Raw genomic sequence first — 22,199 nt, 5'->3', positions numbered from 1 at the left:
AAACCCGGCCCACTCCCCTGCACCGCCTTGCGCCCATGAAAAAGGGGCCCCGAAGGGCCCCTTTTGACAACAAACCCGCCAGCCACCTACTCAGGGGCGCAGCGCCTTGTCGGCGCGGGAGATACCGCAGACACCGGAGCGCACCACTTCGATGATCTCGTTGGTCTGGGCGGCCGTCTTGATGAAGGCATCCAGCTTGTCGCTGGTACCCACCAGCTGCACCGTGTAGAGCTCGGGGGTGACGTCGACGATCTGGCCACGGAAGATATCCGCCAGCCGTTTCAGCTCATCACGACCACCACCGGCGGCGCGCGCCTTGACCAGCGCGATCTCCCGCTCGATATGCTCACCCTCGCTGAGATCGCACACCTTGAGCACGTCCACCAGCTTGTGCAACTGCTTCTGGATCTGCTCCAGCACCCGCTCGTCGCCCATGGTCACTATGGTCATGCGCGACAGGGTGGGATCCTCGGTGGGGGCCACCGTCAGGGTCTCGATGTTGTAGCCGCGCTGGGAGAAGAGACCTACCACGCGACTCAGGGCGCCGGATTCGTTTTCCAGCAGTACTGAAATGATATGCCTCATCAGGTTCTCTCCGTCTTGCTCAGCCACATCTCGTCCATGGCACCGAACTTTATCTGCATCGGATAGACGTGCTCATCCGGGTCGACCGAGATGTCCATGAACACCAGCCGATCCTTCATGGCGAAGGCCTTCTCCATGGCGCTCTCGAGCTCCGCTGGATCGCTCACCGCGATGCCGACGTGGCCATAGGCTTCCGCCAGTTTGACGAAGTCCGGCAGCGACTCCATGTAGGAGTGGCTGTGGCGACCACCGTAGAACATCTTCTGCCACTGCTTGACCATGCCCAGCGCCCGGTTGTTGATGGAGATGATCTTGATGGGCACCCCGTACTGCATGCAGGTGGAGAGCTCCTGAATGTTCATCTGCACCGAGCCGTCGCCGGTCACGCAGCAGACCACCGCATCTGGGTTGGCAAACTGGGCGCCCATGGCGGCCGGAATACCGAACCCCATGGTGCCCAGGCCCCCGGAGTTGATCCACTGGCGCGGCTTGGCAAACGGGTAGTAGAGGGCGGCAAACATCTGGTGCTGACCCACGTCAGAGGCCACGAACGCCTCCCCCTTAGTCACCTTGTAGAGGGTCTCGATCACCTGCTGCGGCTTGATCAGGGTGGGGTGGGTCTCGTAGGCCAGGCAGTTGCGCGAGCGCCACTGGCCGATCTGGCTCCACCAGTCCGCCAGTACCTGCTTGTCGTTGTCGAAACCACACTCGCGGATCACTTCCAGCATCTGCTCGAGCACGGTTTCCACCGAGCCGACGATGGGCACGTGGGCCTGTACCGTCTTGGAGATGGAGGTGGGATCGATGTCGATGTGGACTATGGTGGCGTTGGGGCAGAACTTGGCCACGTTGTTGGTGACACGGTCATCGAAGCGGGCACCCACGGCGAAGATCAGATCCGCGTTGTGCATGGTCTTGTTCGCTTCGAAGGTGCCGTGCATGCCCAGCATGCCGATGAATTGCGGATGGGTGCCGGAGAAGGCCCCCAGCCCCATCAGGGTGGTGGTCACCGGCAGGTTCAACAGCTCCGCCAGCTTGGTCACCAGGTGATCCGCATTGGCATTGATGGCGCCGCCGCCGACGTACATCACCGGACGCTCGGCCTCCACCAGCAGCTTGGCCGCCCGCTTGATCTGCCCCTTGTGGCCCGACTTGGTCGGATTGTAGGAGCGCAGGGACACCGTCTCGGGATACTGATAGGGAAACTTCTCTTTCGGGTTCTGCACGTCTTTGGGCAGATCCACCACCACCGGCCCCGGGCGGCCGCTGGCAGCAATGTAATAGGCCTTCTTGATGGCGTCGGGAATGTCGCTGGCCTTCTTGCACAGGAAGCTGTGCTTCACCACCGGGCGGGAGATGCCGATCATGTCGGTCTCCTGGAATGCATCCTCCCCGATCATGCTGGTCGGCACCTGGCCGGACAGGATCACCAGGGGGATGGAGTCCATGTAGGCGGTCGCGATCCCCGTAATGCAGTTGGTGGCGCCGGGACCCGAGGTCACCAGCACAGTGCCCACCTTGCCGGTGGAGCGGGCGTAACCGTCCGCCATGTGCACCGCGGCCTGCTCGTGCCGCACCAGGACATGCTCCATCTTGCCGTTTTCAAAGAGAGCGTCATAGATGTCGAGCACTGAGCCACCAGGGTAGCCGAAAACGTGCTCAACTCCCTGATCTTCCAGCGCTCTAACCACCATCTGGGCGCCTGATAACATCTCCATGATAAAGCCCTCCAGGCTTTGCTCCGTTAAGCGAAAGCTATCGGCAGTCCGCTGCTTCCCGGCACCGCCAGTCCGTGCATTGTTGTTGTCTGAATACGGACCCGGCGAGTTCGGCGCTGTCGATAGTAGAAAAATAGGTTTTTTCCATCATTCACCCGAAAAGCGGGTGAAAAACCAACTTAACCCGCTTGTGAACGCTTGTCCACGGCTTTGTCTGACCAGAACAGTCATAAATTTCAAACAGCTATTAACATTCAGTGACTTGAGAAAAAGGGTGGGGACAATGCGGGGAAGTTGGGGGTATGACCAGCGGATCATGCTGCCACGGCGGCCCTGAATGGAAAAAAATAAGCCCACCGCCTGGGTGGGCCCGCAAGCCTGGCAGGGGATCAGTGATCCTCTTCCGGCTCCGCCAGCCAGATCTGCTGATCCGGATCCGTCTCCTCGCAGACCGAGATACTGACTCCCATGTCCAGCAGCTCGTGCAGGGTGAGATTGTCCGCCAGATTCATGGTGTCGCCGTTTTCATTGGTAAAGCGCATGGTGTCCGTCCTCTCCTTGGTGGGATCCCTCTCAGTCTAGTCAAAGGCGCTCACTTGCGATAACCAACTGCTGTTTAGCGGGCTGCCCCCCTCCAGTTCGCTCAGCCGATCACACACCTCTTCCGGAAACAGGGTGCGAGCCCACAGCCGGCGCGAGAGCTCGGCCACGCTCTCCTTTGCCCCGTCCGCCAACCAGCCCGCCAGTTCCCCCGCCACATCGGGATAGAGGATCTGGCCCGGGGCCGAGGCATCCAGCCAGGCCCGCACCGCATTGGCATCGAGTGCATCCATCAGCCGGGCCAGCCCCATCAACTCCAGCGTCTTGGCGTTGGTCAGCTGCTCGAACTGCCCCCCAGCGGCTTGACCAGCAGCTTCTTGCCAAGGGAGAGCGCCTCCGAGGCCAGTTCGAAACCACCGTTGGTGATGACCCCGCGACAGCCGGCCAGCACCTGCTTGAAACTTTCCCGCGCCTGCGGCTCGAACGCTATGTTGCGCCACTGGCTGGCGCTGCGAATGGCCGGATGAAAGCAGACGAAGCGCTGCTGGTTGAAGCGCGACAACAGGGCTGCGATCGCCTCGGTCTGCTCAAACGGCAGATAGACCAGGATCTGCTGATTGTCGGGGGCCTGGGCGATGGGATCTATGATGGGCGGCAGCAGCGGCTGGCCGAAGTGAAACCAGTGCAGTCCGAGGGACTGGCGGACCGGGGCGAAGTGGCGCATCAGCTGGCGATTGAAGCCGCTCTCCCCCCAGCGCGGAATGGGCCAGTCGAAGCTGGCCTGATGGCTGATGGTGAGGCTGGGCTTGCCCCAGCGACGGGCGGCATGGGCACTGAGTGGCTCAAAATCGCTGATCACCAGATCGTAATCGCGGCAATCCAGGCCCCTCATATCGCGCCAGAAGCGCAGGGGCGAGAGCCCCTTGAGGGTACGCCAGCCCGAGATGGCACCCTCGTGGCTGACGAAGGTGATGCCGGCAAAGGTGCGATAATCGCCGAATTCGGCCATCTCGAAATAGCCGTCGGCGGGGCGACCGCTGAACAGATAGTCCACCTCCAGACCACGGGCTCGCAGCGCCCGCGCCAGGGTGCGACTGCGGCTGATGTGACCGTTGCCTGTGCCCTGTACCCCGAACAGTATCCTCATCCCTGACTCCAGCTGAGCGCCAGCAGGGCACAGCCACCGCCGAGCAGGGCACCGGCCACCAGATCGCTCAGGTAGTGCACCCCGAGCAGCAGGCGTGACGCCCCCACCAGTGCGGCCCAGGCAAACAGCAGGGGCGCCCAGAGCGGGAAGCTGGCGGCCAGCACTGTTGCCATCAGGAAGGCGGCTGCGGTATGGCCGGAGGGCAAGCTATAACGATCGGAAGGGGTGATGAAGACCGGCAGGCCTGCCGGACGCTGGCGTTTCAGCGCGTTCTTGAGCAGCAGATAGAGCGGCAGTTCGATGGCAAAGGCAAGCAGGGCCACCCCCACCAGCTCGCGCTCCGCCTCCCCCTGCCACCAGAGCAGGGCGGCCAGCACGGCGTAGAGCGGGCCGTCACCGGTGCGGGAGATGAGTCGGCTGATCCTGGCCTGCGGCCGGTTGTAGGCGTGGAGCAGGCAGATGCGGCACACCTGCAGGTCCCATTGCTGGATCTTGTTCATAACCCCTCCTTCCCTGAAGTCTCAGTGCAGACTAGGGCGGCGAGGTGACACTTGGTTGACGGTCAGATAACAGATTGATGAAAAAAAGGGCCGAATGGCCCTTTTTTACGACAAGCGCGGCAAATGATCAGTTCAGGGTGCCGCGCAGACCGTTTTCCATCAGACGGCAGTTGTGATCCGCCAGGCGAGCCATGAAGTGTTCATCCACGGTCAGGCCGAACACCTGCTCGTAGAGATCCTTCATCACGAACGGCTGCCACATCATGCTGAGGAAGGAGATCTTCAGCATCTCGGGATCCAGGTTGTCACCCAGTTCGCCGTTGTTCTTCATGGACTCCAGCAAGGCATCGAACTGGGGCAGCTGGCGTTCCAGCAGACGGTTCAGCACAAAATCCCGACCTGGGCTTTTCTCGGTCGATAATGCGCTGGAGATGGCGGAGGTCAGCTCGCTGTTTGGCGCCATCACCTGATAGTAGGTGTTGAGCAGGTCGTTGAGGCTGCGGTTGCCGGCCTCATCGTGCCAGGCTTGATCCAGCGGCTCGGCCACATCGCCCAGCACCGCCTTGTAGAGACCCTCTTTGCTGCCGAAGTAGTAGTGGATCATCGCCAGATTGGAGCCAGCCAGCTCGGCGATCTCACGGGTCGTCACCTTACTGTAGGGGGTGTTGAGAAAACGCTCACGGGCGGCAGAGAGCAACTTGTCACGAATGTCAGAACGTCCGACCGGACGACCAGGTCTACGTTTTTCCATTTAATACCTCGGATAATTCAGCAAAAACTGACAAGTCGATCTGATTGCACAGATGATCGAGTACAGCAGGAATGACCAGATAATCGTGCAAGGGCCGAATATGGGACAAGTAAATTTGCACTCCTTTACAATCCGATTAAATAAACCAGCGAAATGAACCGGGTCTGCGCGGTTGACACAGCATAAAAATCTCGATATTGGTAAAAGCGTTATCGACTGGAAGGATTGATTCATCATGCGTATTGCCGCTCCGCTACTACTAATCTCCCTAATCGCGACCAGTCGCGCGGGATCCTTGTAGCCGGGCTCAGGCATAGCCGGAATTTACAAAAACCCGTGCACCCTGCACGGGTTTTTTTATGCCAACGCAGGATGCACGTCACCGAACTTAGGAAGAGGGAAGTCACATGTCAGATCGGGTCATCATATTCGACACCACCCTGCGCGATGGTGAGCAGGCTCTGGCGGCCAGCTTGACGGTCAAGGAGAAGCTGCAGATCGCCCAGGCGCTGGAGCGGCTCGGTGTCGACGTCATGGAGGTGGGGTTCCCGGTCTCCTCCCCTGGCGACTTTCAATCGGTGCAGACCATCGCCCGCCACATCAAGCAGAGCCGGGTCTGTGCCCTCGCCCGCGCCCTGCCCAAGGACATCGACGCCGCCGGCGAAGCCCTGCGGGTCGCCGAAGCCTTTCGCATCCACACCTTCATCTCCACCTCCTCCATCCACGTCGAGAGCAAGCTGAAGAAGAGCTTCGAAGACGTGCTGGAAATGGGGGTCAACGCCATCAAGCATGCCCGCCGCTACACCGACGACGTGGAGTTCTCCTGCGAAGATGCGGGCCGCACCCCGATAGACAACCTGTGCCGCATGGTGGAGGCCGCCATCAAGGCCGGCGCTCGCACCATCAATATTCCGGATACCGTCGGCTACACGGTACCGACCGAGTTCTCCGGCATCATCCAGACCCTGTTCAACCGGGTACCCAATATCGATCAGGCCATCATCTCGGTGCACTGCCACGACGATCTGGGCCTCTCGGTGGCCAACTCCATCGGCGCCGTGCAGATGGGGGCCCGCCAGATCGAGTGCACCATCAACGGCATCGGCGAGCGGGCGGGCAACTGCTCGCTGGAAGAGGTGGCGATGATCCTGAAAACCCGCGCCGACCTGCTCGGGGTGCACACCAACATCCGCCACAGCGAAATTCATCGCACCAGCGCCCTGGTCAGCCAGCTCTGCAACATGCCGGTGCAGCCCAACAAGGCCATCGTCGGCGCCAACGCCTTCTCCCACAGCTCCGGCATCCATCAGGATGGCGTGCTCAAGGCGAAAAACACCTACGAAATCATCACCCCGGAGAGCATCGGCCTCACCCAGAACAACCTCAACATGACTTCCCGCTCCGGCCGCCACGTCATCAAGCACCGGATGGAGTCCATGGGCTACGCCGAGAGTAGCTACGACCTCGACGATCTCTACGGCAAGTTCCTCACCCTGGCCGACAAGAAGGGGCAGGTGTTCGATTACGATCTGGAGGCGCTCGCCTTCTTCAGCCAGATCCACGAAGAGCCGGAACACTTCAAGCTGGAGTACCTCGGCGTACAGAGCGGCAGCTCGGTGATGGCCACCGCCTCGGTGAAATTGAAGGTGAGCCAGGAGATCGTCAGCGAAGCCGCCACCGGCAACGGCCCGGTGGACGCGGTCTACCAGTGCATCAACCGCATCACCGGCTACGAAATCAGCATCGACAAGTACGAACTCAAGGGCAAGGGGGAAGGCAAGAACGCCCTCGGCCAGGTCGACATAGTCGCACAGTACAAGGGCCGCAAATTCCATGGCATGGGCCTGGCCACCGACATCATAGAGTCTTCCGCCCAGGCGTTGATCCACGTGATCAACAGCATCTGGCGCGCCGATCAGGTGGCCGAACAGATGGAACGCAACGTCGCAAAAACAGACAAGATCAATACGGAGAGCGTGTGAGTATGAGCAGTTATCGGATCGCAGTATTGCCGGGTGACGGCATTGGCCCGGAAGTGATGGCCGAGGCCGTCAAGGTGCTGGAAAAGGTGCAGGCCAAGTTCGGCCTCACCTTCGAATATGATCGCCACGACGTGGGCGGCATCGCCATCGACAACCACGGCACCCCGCTGCCCCAGAGCACCATTGCAGGCTGCGAGGCGGCCGATGCCGTGCTGTTCGGCTCGGTGGGTGGCCCCAAGTGGGAGCACCTGCCCCCCAACGATCAGCCGGAACGCGGCGCCCTGCTGCCTCTGCGCGCCCACTTCAAGCTGTTCTGCAACCTGCGTCCGGCCCGCATCTACACCGGCCTCGAGCAGTTCTCGCCGCTGCGGGCTGACATCTCGGATCGCGGTTTTGACATCGCCTGCGTGCGCGAGCTGACCGGCGGCATCTACTTCGGCCAGCCCAAGGGGCGTGAAGGAGAAGGCCCCACCGAGAAGGCATTCGACACCGAGATGTACCATCGCTTCGAGATCGAGCGCATCGCCAAGATAGCCTTCGAGTCGGCTCGTGTTCGCCGTGGCAAAGTCACCTCCATCGACAAGGCTAACGTGCTCGCCTCCTCCATTCTGTGGCGCGAGGTGGTGACGCAAGTCGCCAAGTCCTATCCGGACGTGGCGCTCAATCACATGTACATCGACAACGCCACCATGCAGCTCATCAAGGATCCGTCCCAGTTCGACGTGCTGCTCTGCTCCAACCTGTTCGGTGACATCCTCTCCGACGAGTGCGCCATGATCACCGGCTCCATGGGGCTACTCCCCTCCGCCAGCCTCAACGAATCGGGCTTCGGCCTGTTCGAGCCGGCAGGTGGCTCGGCCCCGGATATCGCCGGCAAGAGCATTGCCAACCCCATCGCCCAGATCCTCTCCGCCGCCCTGATGCTGCGCTACAGCCTGGGCCAGGAAGCCGCCGCCCAGGCCATCGAGCAGGCCGTGGCCCAGACCCTGGCCGAGGGTTACTTCACCGCCGACCTGCATCAGGCCAGCGCCCGTCACCCGGTGCAGAGCACGGCCGAGATGGGCAGCCAGATCGCCGCGCGCATCTGACCCCACGGCATCGATAACAAGGAAACCGAGCAATGGCCAAGACCCTCTATCAGAAAGTATTCGACGCCCACGTGGTCCGGGAAGTGGAAGGGGAGACGCCCCTCATCTACATCGACCGCCACCTGGTGCATGAAGTGACCAGCCCGCAGGCATTCGACGGCCTGCGCGCCATGAACCGCCAGCTGCGCCGCCCGGATCTGACCTGGGCCACCATGGATCACAACGTATCCACCACCACCAAGGACATCGCCGCCTCCGGCGAGATGGCCCGCATCCAGATGGAGACGCTGGCCGCCAACTGCAAGGAGTTCGGGGTCCGTCTGTATGACCTGAACCACCAATACCAGGGCATAGTCCACGTGATGGGCCCAGAGCTTGGCATCACATTGCCCGGCACCACCATCGTCTGCGGCGATTCCCACACCGCCACCCACGGCGCCTTCGGGTCGCTGGCGTTTGGCATCGGCACCTCCGAAGTGGAACACGTGATGGCCACCCAGACCCTGAAACAGGGCCGCGCCAAGACCATGCGCATTTCGGTCAACGGCAAGCTGGCCGAGGGCATCAGCGCGAAAGACGTGGTGCTGGCCATCATAGGCCAGGTCGGCCACGCCGGCGGTACCGGCTATGTGGTGGAATTCGCTGGCGAAGCCATCGAAGGGCTCACCATGGAAGGGCGCATGACGGTGTGCAACATGGCCATCGAGCTTGGCGCCAAGGCCGGCATGATCGCCCCCGACCAGACCACCATCGACTACATCCGTGGCAAGGAGTTCGCTCCCAAGGGCGAGGCGTTGGAACAGGCCATCGCCTACTGGCAGAGCCTCAAGAGCGACACCGATGCCAGATTTGATGCCGAAGTGGTGCTCGACGCCGCCGACATCGCCCCGCAGGTCACCTGGGGCACCAATCCGGGTCAGGTGATCGCCGTCAATGAACCCATTCCGGCGCCGGAATCCTTCAGCGACCTGATGGAGCAGCAGTCCGCCCGCAAGGCGCTCGCCTACATGGACCTGCAGCCTGGCCAGAAGCTCTCCGATGTTGCCATCGACAAGGTGTTCATCGGTTCGTGCACCAACAGCCGCATCGAGGATCTGCGCGCCGCCGCCGCCATCGCCCGCGGTCGCAAGGTCGCCGCTGGCGTGCAGGCGCTGGTGGTACCGGGCTCCGAGCAGGTGAAGGCCCAGGCCGAAGCCGAGGGGCTGGACAAGATCTTCATCGAGGCTGGCTTTGAGTGGCGCCTGCCCGGCTGCTCCATGTGTCTGGCCATGAACAACGACCGGCTGCAACCGGGGGAGCGCTGCGCCTCCACCAGCAACCGCAACTTTGAAGGGCGTCAGGGCCGCGCCGGCCGCACCCATCTGGTGAGCCCGGCCATGGCCGCCGCCGCCGCCGTCACCGGCCGCTTCGCCGACATTCGTGCACTGTAAGAGGGAACGTACATGACAGGTTTCAAACAGCACAAAGGGATCGTCGTTCCCCTCGACAGCGCCAACGTCGACACCGACGCCATCATTCCCAAGCAGTTTCTGCAGAAGGTCAACCGCATCGGTTTTGGCAAACACCTGTTCCACGACTGGCGCTTCCTGGACGATGCAGGTCAGCAGCCCAACCCCGAGTTCGTGCTCAACCAGCCGCAGTTCGCCGGTGCCAGCATCCTGCTGGCCCGCGAGAACTTCGGCTGCGGCTCGAGCCGTGAGCACGCCCCCTGGGCGCTGGCGGACTACGGCTTCAAGACCATCATTGCCCCGAGCTTTGCCGACATCTTCTATGGCAACGCCATCAACAACGGCATGGTGCCGGTGCGCCTGAAGGAGGAAGAGGTAGACGCCTTGTTCCAGCTGGTTGCCGCCCAGCCGGGCATCGAGATCGAAGTGGATCTGGAGGCCAATCAGGTGCGCGCAGGTAGCCTCCGTTTCGGTTTCGAGATCGACGAGTTCCGCCGCTACTGCCTGCTCAACGGGCTGGACGCCATCGGCCTGACCCTGCAACACGAGGCCGCCATCAGCGCCTTCGAGGCGAAGCAGCCGAGCTGGATTTGACCCATCAGGTGCCATAAAACGAGTAGAATCAACAGGGAGCCGCGGCTCCCTGTTTTATTGTCAGGCCAGGCTACACGCATGGCCGGCCACTTCTGCATGCCCGACGGGACACTCGAATGAAGATGACGATCGCCCTCCCCCTGCTCTGCGGCCTCTGGCTGGCGCTGCCGGTCTGCGCTGGACAGACCTATTTCAACAGCAGCGGTGGGCAGCTCAACGTCGGCTGGCAGGGCCAGGACGGCAAGGCGCAGCAGCTCACCTATCGGCTGGAGGCGGGCAAGTTGCCGCCACTCATCGCCTATCGGCCGGCCCGCATGCAGGAGGACGTGCTGCAGAGCCTGCTGCAACAGGGGATGGCCGAGTTCCCTACCGTGCAGTTCTCCCTCTCTCGCCCCCAGATGGAGCTCAAGCTCAAGGGGCGCCAGCCCGAGCAGGTCAACAAGGCCATGGCCTGGCTCACCCAGCAACGGGACAAGCTGGAGTCCGAGTGGCTCAAGCAGCACTACTTCCAGCCCTTCACCGCCCCCGACGGCGCCGCCGCCATCAAGCAGGACCATGTGCGCATCGCACTGGAGAGCCGCAGCGAGCTGGCGCCACTGGCCGAGCAGCTCAAGCAGCAGGGCAGCACCGAGACCGAAGCCCGCCAGAAGACGGTGGCCCATATGCTCGACTTCGTGCAGTCCATCCCCTATCAGCTGCTCGACAGCCAGTCGGGACGCCAGGGGAAGGGCTTTTTAAGCCCGCGCCAGGTGCTGGAGCAGAACCAGGGCGACTGCGACAGCAAGGTGACCCTGATGGCCGCCATGCTGGCCCAGCTTTTTCCCGAATTGAAACAGGCCATGGTGTTCGTGCCGGGCCATGCCCTGCTGGGAGTGGCGCTGCCAGCCAAGCCGGGTGAGGCCACCCTGAACCGGGAAGGGGAAACCTATCTGCTGATGGAGCCCACCGGCCCGGCCCAGCTGGCGATGGGCCAACTGGCCCCCACCAGCAAGACCCTCATCGACAGCAAGCAACTGAGCGTGCAGCCGGTTCGCGCGGATAAATAACGCCGCCCGTCGGGGACGTCGTGAAAACAGGAGGAAATACGCCAGAATGAAATCGACCAGCGCGGGGCTGGTCGATGCATGACGAAGGGTGTGACGGTCGGTCAGGCGAGGGCCTGGAACTCGATGGCCAGCAGCAGTCCATCCTCTTCTTCCAGCACCCGGATGATGCGGGCCTGCGCCTCGAAGGGGGGCAGCAGGTTGTTGTTGGTGGCCAGGCTCACCCGGATGGGTTGGCTCACATCGAGCTGATGCTCGGCGACGGCGATCCCCATGCCGTTGGCGCTGAGATCCCGGCAGACCCCTTCCAGTACCTGCTGTTGCTGAAAGATGGTGACGGGGGCATTGATTATCATGCGCTGGAAGGCGCGTCTTTCCTTGGTGCTGGTGATCACGCGAACATCCTCTGTTGTCTGACGCCGTCTCGCTGGCCCGCAGGAACAATTGTGCTGGCCTCCCCCCAAGAACGTTAATACAATGCGGTTCGTTTCTCAAACGGGGTGCGGTTTACCGCTGAGATTATACCCGTGAACCTGATCCAGATAATGCTGGCGGAGGAATTTGAGGCATGGCGCTCATTTTTTGCGCCCTCATCCGCTGGCACCTCATTGCTAAGGGAGTGCCGCTCATGAAAACCCTGCTGCTGGTCGCCACCAGCCTGCTCAGTGCCCAGGCCTTCGCGGCCGACACCCTCACCGTCTACACCTACAACTCCTTCACCGCTGAGTGGGGACCCGGTCCCAAGATCAAGCAGGCCTTCGAGAAGGAGTGCGGCTGCACCCTCAAACTGGTGCCGCTTGAAGATGGCGTGGCCATCCTCAACCGGCTGCGACTGGAGGGCAAACACAGCAAGGCCGATCTGGTGCTGGGGCTGGACGATGCGCTCGTCAGCGAAGCCAAACAGAGCGGCCTGTTCGCCCCCCACGGCAGCAAGCTGAACGGGGTCAAGGTGCCGGGCGGCTGGCAGGACGATACTTTCGTCCCCTACGACTACGGCTACTTCGCCTTCGTCTACGACCAGAGCAAGCTCAAGAACCCACCCAAGAGCCTGAAAGAGCTGGTAGAACGCCCCGATCTCAAGGTGATCTATCAGGATCCGCGCACTTCCACCCCGGGTCAGGGGTTGATGCTGTGGATGAAGTCGGTCTACGGGGATGAGGCACCAGCCGCCTGGGCGCAACTGGCCAAGAAGACGGTCACCGTCACCAAGGGCTGGTCCGAGGCCTACGGCATGTTCCTCGACGGCGAGGCGGACATGGTGCTCTCCTACACCAGCTCCCCGGCCTATCACCTGATTGCCGAAAACAAGCCGCAGTATCAGGCTGCAGCGTTTGAAGAGGGTCATTACCGCCAGGTGGAAGTAGCCGCCAAGCTCAGCAGCGCCACCCAGGGCAAGCTGGCGGATAAGTTCCTGCAGTTCATGACAAGCCCCGCATTCCAGAACGAGATGGCGACCGGCAACTGGATGTATCCGGTGATCGACACGCCGCTGCCCAAGGGCTTCGAGCAGATGATCACCGTAGCTAAGCCGCTCGCCTTCAGCAGCGATGAGGTGGCCGCCAACCGCAAGAACTGGATCCGCGAGTGGCTGCAAGCCGTCACCCAGTGAGCCCTATCTTCGCCAGAGCGCAGGCTCGCCCCCTCTGGTGGCTGCCGGGCAGTGCAGCCACCCTGATCATCCTGCTGCTCTCCCTGGGGCCGCTGGCGGCCCTGTTGTGGCAGGCCGGGGCGCTGGCGCCCCGTACCCTGCTGGCCGACCCCTACCTGCGCCACGTGCTGGGCTTCAGCCTCTGGCAGGCGCTGCTCTCCACCCTGCTGAGCCTGGGGCTGGCCATTCCGGTGGCCCGCGCGCTGGCGCGGCGCCGTTTCATCGGTCGCCGCCTGCTGCTCAAACTGTTCGGCCTTTCGCTGGTCTTGCCGGTCATCATCGCCATCTTCGGCATCGTCGCGGTACACGGCAAGCAGGGCTGGTTGCCACAGCTGCTGCACGGGCTGGGGCTCGCCCCCGGCAATTACCTTTATGGCCTGCTCGGCATCCTGCTGGCCCACGTCTTCTTCAACATGCCGCTGGCGGCGCGCCTGTTGCTGCAGAGCATAGAGAGCATTCCCGAGTCCTCCTGGCGCCTCGCCAGCCAGCTCGGCATGCGCTCTTCCCATATTTTCCGGCTGCTGGAGTGGCCGCTGATCCGGGCCCAACTGCCAGGCCTGGCCAGCCTCATCTTCATGCTCTGCTTCACCAGCTTCACCACAGTGCTGGCGCTCGGGGGCGGCCCCAAATCCACCACCCTGGAGGTGGCCGTCTATCAGGCTCTGCGCTTTGACTTCGATCTCGCCACCGCCGGCGGGCTGGCGCTGGTGCAGTTGATCCTGACCGCGGGTCTGTTGATGCTGCAACACAAGTTGCAGAGCAGCCCGGCCAGCCGGATCAGCGCCCGCCGTCCCTGTCTGCGCCCGGATCGCCATCAGCCGGGAACCGGTCTGGTGGACGCCCTCGCCCTCGGGATCGGGCTGGCAGTATTCCTGCCCCCCTTGCTGGCCATCGTGGTAGCCGGCCTCAACCCCGGCCTGCCGGGTGCACTGACCTCAAGCAAGTTGTGGCTGGCCAGCGGCCAGTCGCTGCTGATCGCGCTGGCGGCTGGCAGCCTGGCCACCCTGCTCGGCAGCGCGCTGCTGCTCACCAGCCGTCACCTGCGCGTGCGGGATCGCAAGCGGCGGGCCGCCGCCCTGTGGGAGGCCAGCGGCTCGGTGATCCTGATGATCCCGGCGGTAGTGCTCTCCACCGGCCTGTTCATCCTGTTCATGCCGTTCGCCGACGTGTTCGCCCTCGGCCCCTGGCTGGTGGTGCTGGTCAATGCCCTGATGGCGCTGCCCTATGTGCTGCGTACCCTCTCCGCCCCCATGCAACTGGTGGTGCGCCAGTACGACCGGCTGGCCGACAGCCTGGGGGTACGCGGACTGCATCGCCTGCGGCTGGTGGAGTGGCCCCTGCTGCGCCGCCCGCTGGCCCAGGCGGCCGCACTCTCGATGATCCTGTCGCTGGGAGATCTCGGCGCCATCGCCATGTTCGGCAGCCAGGAGCTCACCACTCTGCCCTGGCTGCTCTATCAGCAGCTCGGCAGCTATCGGTTGACCGAGGCGGCCGCCACAGCCCTGCTGTTGCTGATCCTCTGTTTCTCCCTGTTCTGGCTGATTGAACGTGGCCTGGGAGGCAAGCATGCCGAACATTGAAGCGCACGCCCCAACCGTTTATTCGGCCGCTCCGGTTGGTCGAGCTGCCCCTTGGAGAAGAGAACATGCTGAATATTGATCAGCTGGTCACCAGCTACCCGGACTGGCGCGTCAGCTTCAGCGCCACCCTGCCCAAGGGGGAGATCACCGCGCTCATCGGCCCGAGTGGTGCAGGCAAGTCGACCCTGCTCGGCATGATCGCCGGTTTCGTGCCGGTAGAGTCCGGTACCCTCGACTTCGATGGCGAGGATCTGCTGCCGCTGGGCCCAGCCGCGCGGCCGGTCACCACCCTGTTTCAGGATCACAACCTGTTCCTGCATCTGTCAGTGTTCGACAACATCGCCATCGGTCTGCACCCCGGTCTGCGCCTGAATGCAACCCAACGGGCCCAGGTGAAGGATGCCGCGTGCCGGGTCGGCCTCGGTGAGATGCTCACCCGACTGCCGGAACAGCTCTCCGGCGGGCAGCAACAGCGGGTCGGGCTGGCCCGCGCCCTGGTGCGGGGCAAGCCGCTGCTGCTGCTGGATGAACCCTTCTCGGCGCTCGATCCGGCCCTGCGCCGGGAGATGCTGGCGGAGGTGGCGAGGCTTGCCTGCGAGCAAGGCATTACCGTGCTGATGGTCTCTCACAACCCGGAAGATGCCCAGCTCATCGCTGATCAGGTATTGTTCGTCGACGAGGGGCGCATCGCCCTGCAGGGTACGCCGGACATCCTGCACAACAGCGATCACCCCGGTCTGCTGCGCTACCTTGGCCGCACGCAGGAACCATGACCGGCGACGGGATCAAAAAAGGGAAGCCGCCTGGCTTCCCTTTTTCATACGAAGATAGTCAGTCAAATCAGAGATTTTCCTCGGCGAAGGAGGCGAGCTTGCTGCGCACCACCCCGTTCAGGAAGATGTTGGCACTGCCGTCGAAGTCTTTGAAACGCTCGACGATGTAGGTGAGACCCGAGGTCACCGGGCTCAGGTAGTTGGAGTCGATCTGGGCCAGGTTGCCGGAGCAGACGATCTTGGTGCCCTCGCCACAGCGGGTGATGATGGTCTTGATCTGGGACGCGGTCAGGTTCTGGCACTCGTCCAGCAGCACGAAAGTGTTCTGGATGCTGCGCCCACGCATGAAGTTGACCGATTTGAACTGGATGTTGGCCTTCTCCATGATGTAGCTGAGGGACCCGCTCATGTTCTCGTCCTGCTTGTGCAGCACCTCCAGGGTGTCGGTCACCGCCGCCAGCCAGGGCATCATCTTCTCTTCTTCGGTGCCAGGCAGGAAGCCGATGCTCTCGGCGATTTCCGGGGTATTGCGGGTGACGATCACCTTCTCGTAGATCCCCTTCTCGATCACCAGCTCCAGTGCGGCAGCCATCGCCAGCAGGGTCTTGCCGCAACCCGCCGGGCCGGTCAGGATCACCAGGTCGATGTGCGGATCGAGCAGCGCATCGAGCGCCATCCCCTGATAGACGTTCTTGGGATGTACCCCCCACGCCTTGCGGGACATCAGCCGTTCGCGCCCCAGATCCTTGATGCGGATCTTCTGGCTGTCGTGGCTGAGCACCCGGGCGGCGAAGAAGTTCTCTTCATCGATCAGGTACTGGTTGACGTGAATGCCCTCCAGCAGGTTGGCATCGATGACGTGAACGGTATCGCGGCCATGGGTCTCGCTGTCGCACTCACCGACCCGCTCCCAGAAGCTGCCTGGCACCACCTGGAAGCCCTTGGCCAGTAGGCGGATGTCATCGATCAGCTGGTCGCTGCGGTAATCCTCGACGTGGGCAAGCCCGGCACCCTTGGCCTTGAGCCGCATGTTGATGTCTTTGGTGACCAGCACCACCTGACGTTTCAACTCGTGCTTTTGCAGGTAGAGGGCCGCGTTGATGATGCGGTTGTCGGCCTCCTTGTCGGTGAACACCTCGGCATCCTGCGGCAGATGGTGGTCACTGAAGATGGAGATGTGCCCGCTCGCCTCACCGGCCAGCGCTACCCCTTGCGCAATCTGTTCCGGCGTTGCATCGCGAAATACATCCTCCAGCGCCCGGATGGCTACTCGCGCATCGCGGCTGACGTCCTTGTGGCGATCCTTGATGTTGTCGAGCTCTTCCAGCACCGTCATGGGGATGAGCACGTCGTGCTCTTTGAAGGAGTAGATGGCGAGGGGTTCGTGAAGCAGAACGTTGGTATCCAGGATAAACAGCTTTCGGTCCGTGTTGTCCATAAGCATCCTCCTTGGCACTGAAGGTGCCACGTGTGTGAATCTCAGATGTCATTGAAACCACACGGCCGTGACAGTTTTATTACCCCCAACGCTACGCCCGATTTTACTATCGCGCAACAAATCGCGTGTGCCGCCGGTGCGTTCGAACAGAAAAGCAGCAATGCAAAAGGCCGGCACCAAGGCCGGCCTTTTGCCTGCGCTCAATCACTCAACCGCACTTGGAATCGCCGCAGTTGAGGCAGGTCATGCAGCCATCCTTCTGCACCAGTGCCTTGCTGTGGCACTTGTAGCAAAGCGCCGCACCGGGCGGGAAACCGCTCCCGGCCTGCTGCTCGTCGGCATGTTGCCGGGCTTGCAGCTCGGCCTGCTTGTCGGCCAGGAACGCCTGCTGGTGTTCATCCAGCCCGGCCACCTTGAGCATGCCGATCTCGGTGAGATGGGTTTCGATCACGTTGCCAATTTCGGCGATAAGCGAGGGTACGTACTTGCCCTTGTTCCAGTAGCCCCCCTTGGGATCGAACACCGAGCGCAGCTCCTCCACCAGGAAGGTGACATCCCCCCCTTGCGAAACACCGCCGAGATGATGCGGGTCAGCGCCACGATCCACTGGTAGTGTTCCAGGCTCTTGGAGTTGATGAAGATCTCGAACGGACGGCGCGTCTCGTGCACCGTGCCCTCGTTGAGAATGATGTCGTTGATGGTGATGAACAGCGAGTGCTCGGAGACATGCTCCGGCGTCTTCAGCTTGTAGGTAGTGCCCATCAACCGCTCCGGCCGCAACACCGTCTCGTGCATGTGAACCACGTCATCTTGCACAGGGGGTTGCTGCGGTTCATCCCGGGTTTTCACCTGGTAGGCGACGATTTTTCTGTCGATTTTCTTGACCATGCGCGCGTCCTCAGAATTTACCGTAATAGCCTTCTTTCAAGGCATCATAGAGGTTGGCAGCGGTATGCAGCTCGCCATCGTATTCGATCTCTTCGTTCCCTTTCGCCGTGACGACCGAGCCATCCTCCAGGGTGAACTCGTAGAGGGTGTTCTCCAGATCCTGCTCCTTCACCAGCACCCCCTGGAAGGCTGCCGGGTTGAACCGGAAGGTAGTGCAACCCTTGAGCCCCGAATCCGACGCATAGAGGTAGATGTCCTTGAACTGCTCGAACGGAAAATCGGTCGGCACGTTGGCCGTCTTGGAGATGGAGGAGTCGATCCAGCGCTGGGCCGCCGCCTGAATGTCTACGTGCTGGGCCGGGCTGATGTCGTCGGCGGTGATGAAGTAATCCGGCAACCGGGTCGCCTCATCCTCGGCATAAGGCATGGCAGCCGGATTGACCAACTCGCGGTAGGCCAGCAGCTCATAGGAGTAGACGTCCACACTCTCCTTGCTCTTCTTGCCCGGCTTGATGACGTTGCGGCTGTAGTGATGGGCAAAGCTCGGCTCGATCCCGTTGCTGGCGTTGTTGGCCAGCGACAGCGAGATGGTGCCGGTCGGCGCAATACTGCTGTGATGGGTGAAACGCCCCCCCACCTCGGCCAGCTCGGCAACCAGGCCGGGATCCACCTTGGCCACCTGCTGCATGTAGCGGCTGTAACGGGCGTGCAGCACCTTGCCCTTCACCTTGTCACCGAGCTTGATGCCGTCTGCCGCCATCTCGGGGCGCAGCCGCAGCAGCTTGCCGGTCACCTCGAACTCCTGTTCCATGATGGGGGCCGGGCCCTTCTCCTTCGCCAAGGCCAGGGACTCGCGCCAGCCGGTCATGGCCAGCTCCTGAGATACCTGCTCGGTAAAGGCGACGGCGGCGGCAGAACCGTATTTTATCCGCAGCATGGTGAGGGCCGAGCCGAGGCCGAGGAAGCCCATGCCATGACGGCGTTTGCTGATGATCTCCTCACGCTGCCTAGCAAGCGGCAGCTGGTTGATCTCCACCACGTTGTCCAGCATGCGGGTGAAGATGGCCACCACCTTGCGAAACGCGGACCAGTCGAAGGCGGCCTGTTCGGTGAAAGGGTCGCGCACGAACCGGGTCAGGTTGACGGACCCCAGCAGGCAGGCCCCATAGGGGGGCAGAGGCTGCTCACCGCAAGGGTTGGTGGCGCGGATCTCCTCGCAGAACCAGTTGTTGTTCATCTGGTTGACCTTGTCGATCAGGATGAAACCGGGCTCCGCATAGTCATAGGTGGAGGTCATGATGACGTTCCACAGCTTGCGGGCAGGCAGGGTCTTGTAGACCTTGCAGGCCACCTGCCCCAGCTCGTTGAACACCACCCCTTCCCTGTTCGGCCAGTCGGCCCAAAACACCTGAGCGGGATCGTCCAGCGCTATGCCGTCCTGCTCCACCTCCCTGGCGGTGTAGGGGAAGATTAGCAGCCAGGGGGCATCCTCTTTTACCGCCTTGACGAACTCTTCGGTGATGAGCAGAGAGAGGTTGAACTGGCGCAGACGACCGTCCTCCCGCTTGGCCTGGATAAACTCGACAACATCGGGGTGACGGATATCCATGGTGCCCATCTGGGCGCCGCGACGACCACCGGCTGACGAGACGGTGAAACACATCTTGTCGTAGATATCCATGAAGGAGAGCGGGCCCGAGGTATAGGCCCCGGCACCGGAGACAAAAGCCCCGCGCGGGCGCAAGGTTGAAAAGTCATAGCCGATGCCACAACCGGCTTTCAGGGTCAGTCCCGCTTCGTGCACCTTGCCGAGAATGTCGTCCATTGAATCCTCGATGGTACCGGAGACGGTGCAGTTGATGGTCGAGGTCGCCGGCTTGTGCTCGAAGGCTCCCGCATTGGACGTGATGCGTCCCGCCGGGATGGCTCCGTTGCGCAGCGCCCACAGGAAGGGCTCATACCAGGCGTCTGGCTGCGACTCCTGGCCAGCCAGGGCAAGGGCGACCCGCTGGTAGGTTTCATCGATCGTGCCATCAATGGGGACGCCATCCTTGCTCTTGAGACGATACTTGCTATCCCAGATCTCGAAGGAAGTCTCCTGCAGGGGGATCAGGCGAGAGGTGCTCTCACTCTCCTGCACCGGGTTGGATTTAGCCATGTTCAATCAACCTCATGTGAATGGAACAACGTCACGACAGTAGCAATAAACACAACCAATAGCGAACCAACAAAATAAAAAACACTATATGTAGTATTTTTAATGACGAGACATCCTGTCCCATCCTAAAAAAACGCCCCGGCCAGCAGTGTGCTGGGCCGGGGCATTGACCGATTCATCGCCCGGGAAACGTGCTTCCCGGTCCAGATCAGGGTTTCTTGACGTACACGGTCGGGGTATCGCCCGCCATGTTCAGATAGAACTCATAGACGCCATCCGCATCCGGCGAGAACTTCATGTCTTCATACTTGGAGCAGGGGTTGACCGGCACGGCTTCACCACCCAGCACGGCAACACCGTCACTCGGGCTCTTGTAGCCGAAGTTGGTGCCACAGCTCCAGCCTGAGTCGGCGAACTTGAACTTGTAGGGAGCCCACTCTTTCTTGAGCGTTCCCTTGGCCATGTAGAGCTTGTCGGCGACCTTGACCACCTTGCTCGCGTCGGTTGCCATCCAGTCGTTCATCTCCCCACGCAGGTAGATGGACTTGCCACCGAAATCGCTGTTGTCCGCAGCCGCTTGTTCAGCTCCACCGTGAGATGCGCAACCGCCTAATACCAGGGTTCCCGCCGCCAGCATCATCGTTACTGTTCTTTTGAACATGTGTCCATTCCTCAGATTATTGTGATTCCTTGGCCCATCAAACGTGGGCAGACGAATTAAAGCAGAGCGGGCATCACAAGAAAGGTAGAGGCATCACATTCTGTGCTTTTTCTGTTCAGCAATTGAATTGATGGACAAATATCAGCCAGACAAGAGGTAGACCATATAAGAAACGAGGTCAGAAAAGATGACCTTGAGCGACCAGATAAATGGGGTTCAGAGAGGAAAAGGCTGAATTTCAGACAATAAAAAACCCCGCTCAAATGAGCGGGGTTTCTCGTGTTGGGTGCCTGGCAGTGTCCTACTCTCGCATGGCGAATGCCACACTACCATCGGCGCTACCGCGTTTCACTTCTGAGTTCGGCATGGGTTCAGGTGGTTCCACGGCGCTATGGCCGCCAGGCAAATTCTTCAATCTAAGAAAGCTGATTTTGTTGTTCGTTCTCGGTATCTGCTACAAGCCTTAGAACACTTCTTGGGTGTTGTATGGTTAAGCCTCACGGGTAATTAGTATGGGTTAGCTCAACACGTCGCCGCGCTTACACACCCCACCTATCAACGTTGTGGTCTCCAACGGCCCTTTAGGACCCTCAAGGGGTCAGGGATGACTCATCTCAGGGCTCGCTTCCCGCTTAGATGCTTTCAGCGGTTATCGATTCCGAACTTAGCTACCGGGCAGTGCCACTGGCGTGACAACCCGAACACCAGAGGTTCGTTCACTCCGGTCCTCTCGTACTAGGAGCAACTCCCTTCAATCATCCAACGCCCACGGCAGATAGGGACCGAACTGTCTCACGACGTTCTGAACCCAGCTCGCGTACCACTTTAAATGGCGAACAGCCATACCCTTGGGACCGACTTCAGCCCCAGGATGTGATGAGCCGACATCGAGGTGCCAAACACCGCCGTCGATATGAACTCTTGGGCGGTATCAGCCTGTTATCCCCGGAGTACCTTTTATCCGTTGAGCGATGGCCCTTCCATTCAGAACCACCGGATCACTATGACCTACTTTCGTACCTGCTCGACCTGTCCGTCTCGCAGTTAAGCTGGCTTATGCCATTGCACTAACCTCCTGATGTCCGACCAGGATTAGCCAACCTTCGTGCTCCTCCGTTACTCTTTGGGAGGAGACCGCCCCAGTCAAACTACCCACCAGGCACTGTCCGCGACCCAGATTCATGGGCCTGCGTTAGAACATCAAACATACAAGGGTGGTATTTCAAGGACGGCTCCAGCGCAACTGGCGTCACGCCTTCAAAGCCTCCCACCTATCCTACACATGTAGGTTCAATGTTCAGTGCCAAGCTGTAGTAAAGGTTCACGGGGTCTTTCCGTCTAGCCGCGGGTACACCGCATCTTCACGGCGAATTCGATTTCACTGAGTCTCGGGTGGAGACAGCATGGCCATGGTTACACCATTCGTGCAGGTCGGAACTTACCCGACAAGGAATTTCGCTACCTTAGGACCGTTATAGTTACGGCCGCCGTTTACCGGGGCTTCGATCAAGAGCTTCGCTTGCGCTAACCCCATCAATTAACCTTCCGGCACCGGGCAGGTGTCACACCCTATACGTCCACTTTCGTGTTTGCAGAGTGCTGTGTTTTTGATAAACAGTCCCAGCCATCTGGTCACTGCGACTCCCAACTGCTCCAT

17 protein-coding genes, 2 rRNA genes, 2 pseudogenes and 1 riboswitch (1 of these 22 cut by a window edge) are annotated in these 22,199 nt (G+C 61.2%); of the genes and pseudogenes, 8 read left to right on the top strand and 13 right to left on the bottom strand.

The window, feature by feature from the left end:
- Positions 1 to 90: 90 nt before the first annotated feature.
- The 6 genes and pseudogenes from ilvN to E5E97_RS08915 form a co-directional block, all read right to left on the bottom strand.
- Entirely contained in the window at positions 91 to 585 is a 495-nt protein-coding gene (gene ilvN, locus E5E97_RS08940; protein ID WP_011704829.1) for an acetolactate synthase small subunit, read from the bottom strand.
- Positions 585 to 2,303 (bottom strand): acetolactate synthase 3 large subunit, encoded by a 1,719-nt coding sequence (locus E5E97_RS08935; protein WP_011704827.1) that lies wholly within the window; start codon positions 2,301 to 2,303, stop codon positions 585 to 587. Before E5E97_RS08935 ends, ilvN begins: the two co-directional genes overlap by 1 nt.
- 389 nt (positions 2,304 to 2,692) lie before the next feature.
- Positions 2,693 to 2,845 (bottom strand): hypothetical protein, encoded by a 153-nt coding sequence (locus tag E5E97_RS08930; RefSeq protein WP_011704826.1) that lies wholly within the window; start codon positions 2,843 to 2,845, stop codon positions 2,693 to 2,695.
- 36 nt (positions 2,846 to 2,881) lie between these two features.
- Positions 2,882 to 3,990: pseudogene (locus E5E97_RS08925) on the bottom strand (MJ1255/VC2487 family glycosyltransferase).
- Positions 3,987 to 4,490, bottom strand: coding sequence for a phosphatase PAP2 family protein (locus E5E97_RS08920; RefSeq protein WP_043125038.1), 504 nt, complete (start codon positions 4,488 to 4,490; stop codon positions 3,987 to 3,989). The pseudogene E5E97_RS08925 and the gene E5E97_RS08920 overlap by 4 nt, the downstream one beginning before the upstream one ends.
- Positions 4,491 to 4,617: 127 nt before the next feature.
- Positions 4,618 to 5,241 carry a TetR/AcrR family transcriptional regulator gene (locus tag E5E97_RS08915; protein WP_011704823.1) on the bottom strand — a complete coding sequence of 208 codons (624 nt, stop codon included), beginning with the start codon at positions 5,239 to 5,241 and terminating at the stop codon, positions 4,618 to 4,620.
- Positions 5,242 to 5,648: 407 nt separating this feature from the next.
- Here E5E97_RS08915 and leuA point away from each other — a divergent pair, with 407 nt between their 5' ends.
- From leuA to E5E97_RS08890, 5 genes are all read left to right on the top strand, one after another.
- Positions 5,649 to 7,223 (top strand): 2-isopropylmalate synthase, encoded by a 1,575-nt coding sequence (leuA, locus tag E5E97_RS08910; RefSeq protein WP_171280178.1) that lies wholly within the window; start codon positions 5,649 to 5,651, stop codon positions 7,221 to 7,223.
- Positions 7,224 to 7,225: 2 nt separating this feature from the next.
- A complete protein-coding gene (gene leuB / locus E5E97_RS08905; RefSeq protein WP_216368138.1) occupies positions 7,226 to 8,311 on the top strand; it encodes a 3-isopropylmalate dehydrogenase in 1,086 nt (361 codons plus the stop codon).
- 32 nt (positions 8,312 to 8,343) lie between these two features.
- Positions 8,344 to 9,741 carry a 3-isopropylmalate dehydratase large subunit gene (gene leuC / locus E5E97_RS08900; RefSeq protein ID WP_171280176.1) on the top strand — a complete coding sequence of 466 codons (1,398 nt, stop codon included), beginning with the start codon at positions 8,344 to 8,346 and terminating at the stop codon, positions 9,739 to 9,741.
- A gap of 12 nt (positions 9,742 to 9,753) precedes the next feature.
- Positions 9,754 to 10,353, top strand: coding sequence for a 3-isopropylmalate dehydratase small subunit (gene leuD, locus E5E97_RS08895; RefSeq protein ID WP_118881846.1), 600 nt, complete (start codon positions 9,754 to 9,756; stop codon positions 10,351 to 10,353).
- A gap of 116 nt (positions 10,354 to 10,469) precedes the next feature.
- The gene (locus E5E97_RS08890; RefSeq protein ID WP_118881847.1) at positions 10,470 to 11,399 is read left to right on the top strand and encodes a transglutaminase-like domain-containing protein; all 930 of its coding nucleotides are present in this window, start codon (positions 10,470 to 10,472) and stop codon (positions 11,397 to 11,399) included.
- A 101-nt stretch (positions 11,400 to 11,500) separates the two neighbouring features.
- Here the strand turns inward: E5E97_RS08890 and E5E97_RS08885 are convergent, their stop codons facing one another.
- A complete protein-coding gene (locus E5E97_RS08885) occupies positions 11,501 to 11,791 on the bottom strand; it encodes a PilZ domain-containing protein (protein WP_017410271.1) in 291 nt (96 codons plus the stop codon).
- Positions 11,792 to 11,882: 91 nt separating this feature from the next.
- A riboswitch (TPP riboswitch) is annotated at positions 11,883 to 11,973 on the top strand.
- A 51-nt stretch (positions 11,974 to 12,024) separates the two neighbouring features.
- Between E5E97_RS08885 and thiB the strand changes: the two genes are divergently transcribed.
- The 3 genes from thiB to thiQ all read left to right on the top strand — a co-directional run bounded on the left by thiB (position 12,025) and on the right by thiQ (position 15,397).
- Positions 12,025 to 13,005, top strand: coding sequence for a thiamine ABC transporter substrate binding subunit (gene thiB, locus E5E97_RS08880; RefSeq protein WP_171280175.1), 981 nt, complete (start codon positions 12,025 to 12,027; stop codon positions 13,003 to 13,005).
- Positions 13,002 to 14,624 carry a thiamine/thiamine pyrophosphate ABC transporter permease gene (gene thiP / locus E5E97_RS08875; protein WP_171280174.1) on the top strand — a complete coding sequence of 541 codons (1,623 nt, stop codon included), beginning with the start codon at positions 13,002 to 13,004 and terminating at the stop codon, positions 14,622 to 14,624. The genes thiB and thiP overlap by 4 nt, the downstream gene beginning before the upstream one ends.
- A gap of 65 nt (positions 14,625 to 14,689) precedes the next feature.
- Entirely contained in the window at positions 14,690 to 15,397 is a 708-nt protein-coding gene (gene thiQ, locus E5E97_RS08870) for a thiamine ABC transporter ATP-binding protein (protein ID WP_171280173.1), read from the top strand.
- A gap of 67 nt (positions 15,398 to 15,464) precedes the next feature.
- On the opposite strand, the gene E5E97_RS08865 is transcribed toward thiQ, so the two are convergent.
- The 6 genes and pseudogenes from E5E97_RS08865 to E5E97_RS08840 all read right to left on the bottom strand — a co-directional run.
- Positions 15,465 to 16,835: a PhoH family protein gene (locus E5E97_RS08865; RefSeq protein ID WP_011704812.1), complete on the bottom strand. Its 1,371-nt coding sequence runs from the start codon at positions 16,833 to 16,835 to the stop codon at positions 15,465 to 15,467.
- A 208-nt stretch (positions 16,836 to 17,043) separates the two neighbouring features.
- A pseudogene (locus E5E97_RS08860) lies at positions 17,044 to 17,723 on the bottom strand (NrdJb).
- A 10-nt stretch (positions 17,724 to 17,733) separates the two neighbouring features.
- Complete coding sequence (locus E5E97_RS08855) at positions 17,734 to 19,881, bottom strand: adenosylcobalamin-dependent ribonucleoside-diphosphate reductase (RefSeq protein WP_171280172.1); 2,148 nt, start codon at positions 19,879 to 19,881, stop codon at positions 17,734 to 17,736.
- A gap of 208 nt (positions 19,882 to 20,089) precedes the next feature.
- Entirely contained in the window at positions 20,090 to 20,542 is a 453-nt protein-coding gene (locus E5E97_RS08850) for a pullulanase (RefSeq protein WP_011704809.1), read from the bottom strand.
- 288 nt (positions 20,543 to 20,830) lie between these two features.
- A 5S ribosomal RNA gene (rrf, locus tag E5E97_RS08845) occupies positions 20,831 to 20,945 on the bottom strand.
- 83 nt (positions 20,946 to 21,028) lie between these two features.
- Positions 21,029 to 22,199: ribosomal RNA gene (locus tag E5E97_RS08840) — 23S ribosomal RNA — on the bottom strand (it continues 1,718 nt past the right edge of the window).

Source organism: Aeromonas sp. 2692-1 (assembly GCF_013085505.1).
Classification (GTDB): Bacteria; Pseudomonadota; Gammaproteobacteria; order Enterobacterales; family Aeromonadaceae; genus Aeromonas; species Aeromonas hydrophila.
This window is presented reverse-complemented; position numbering and strand designations above follow the sequence as displayed.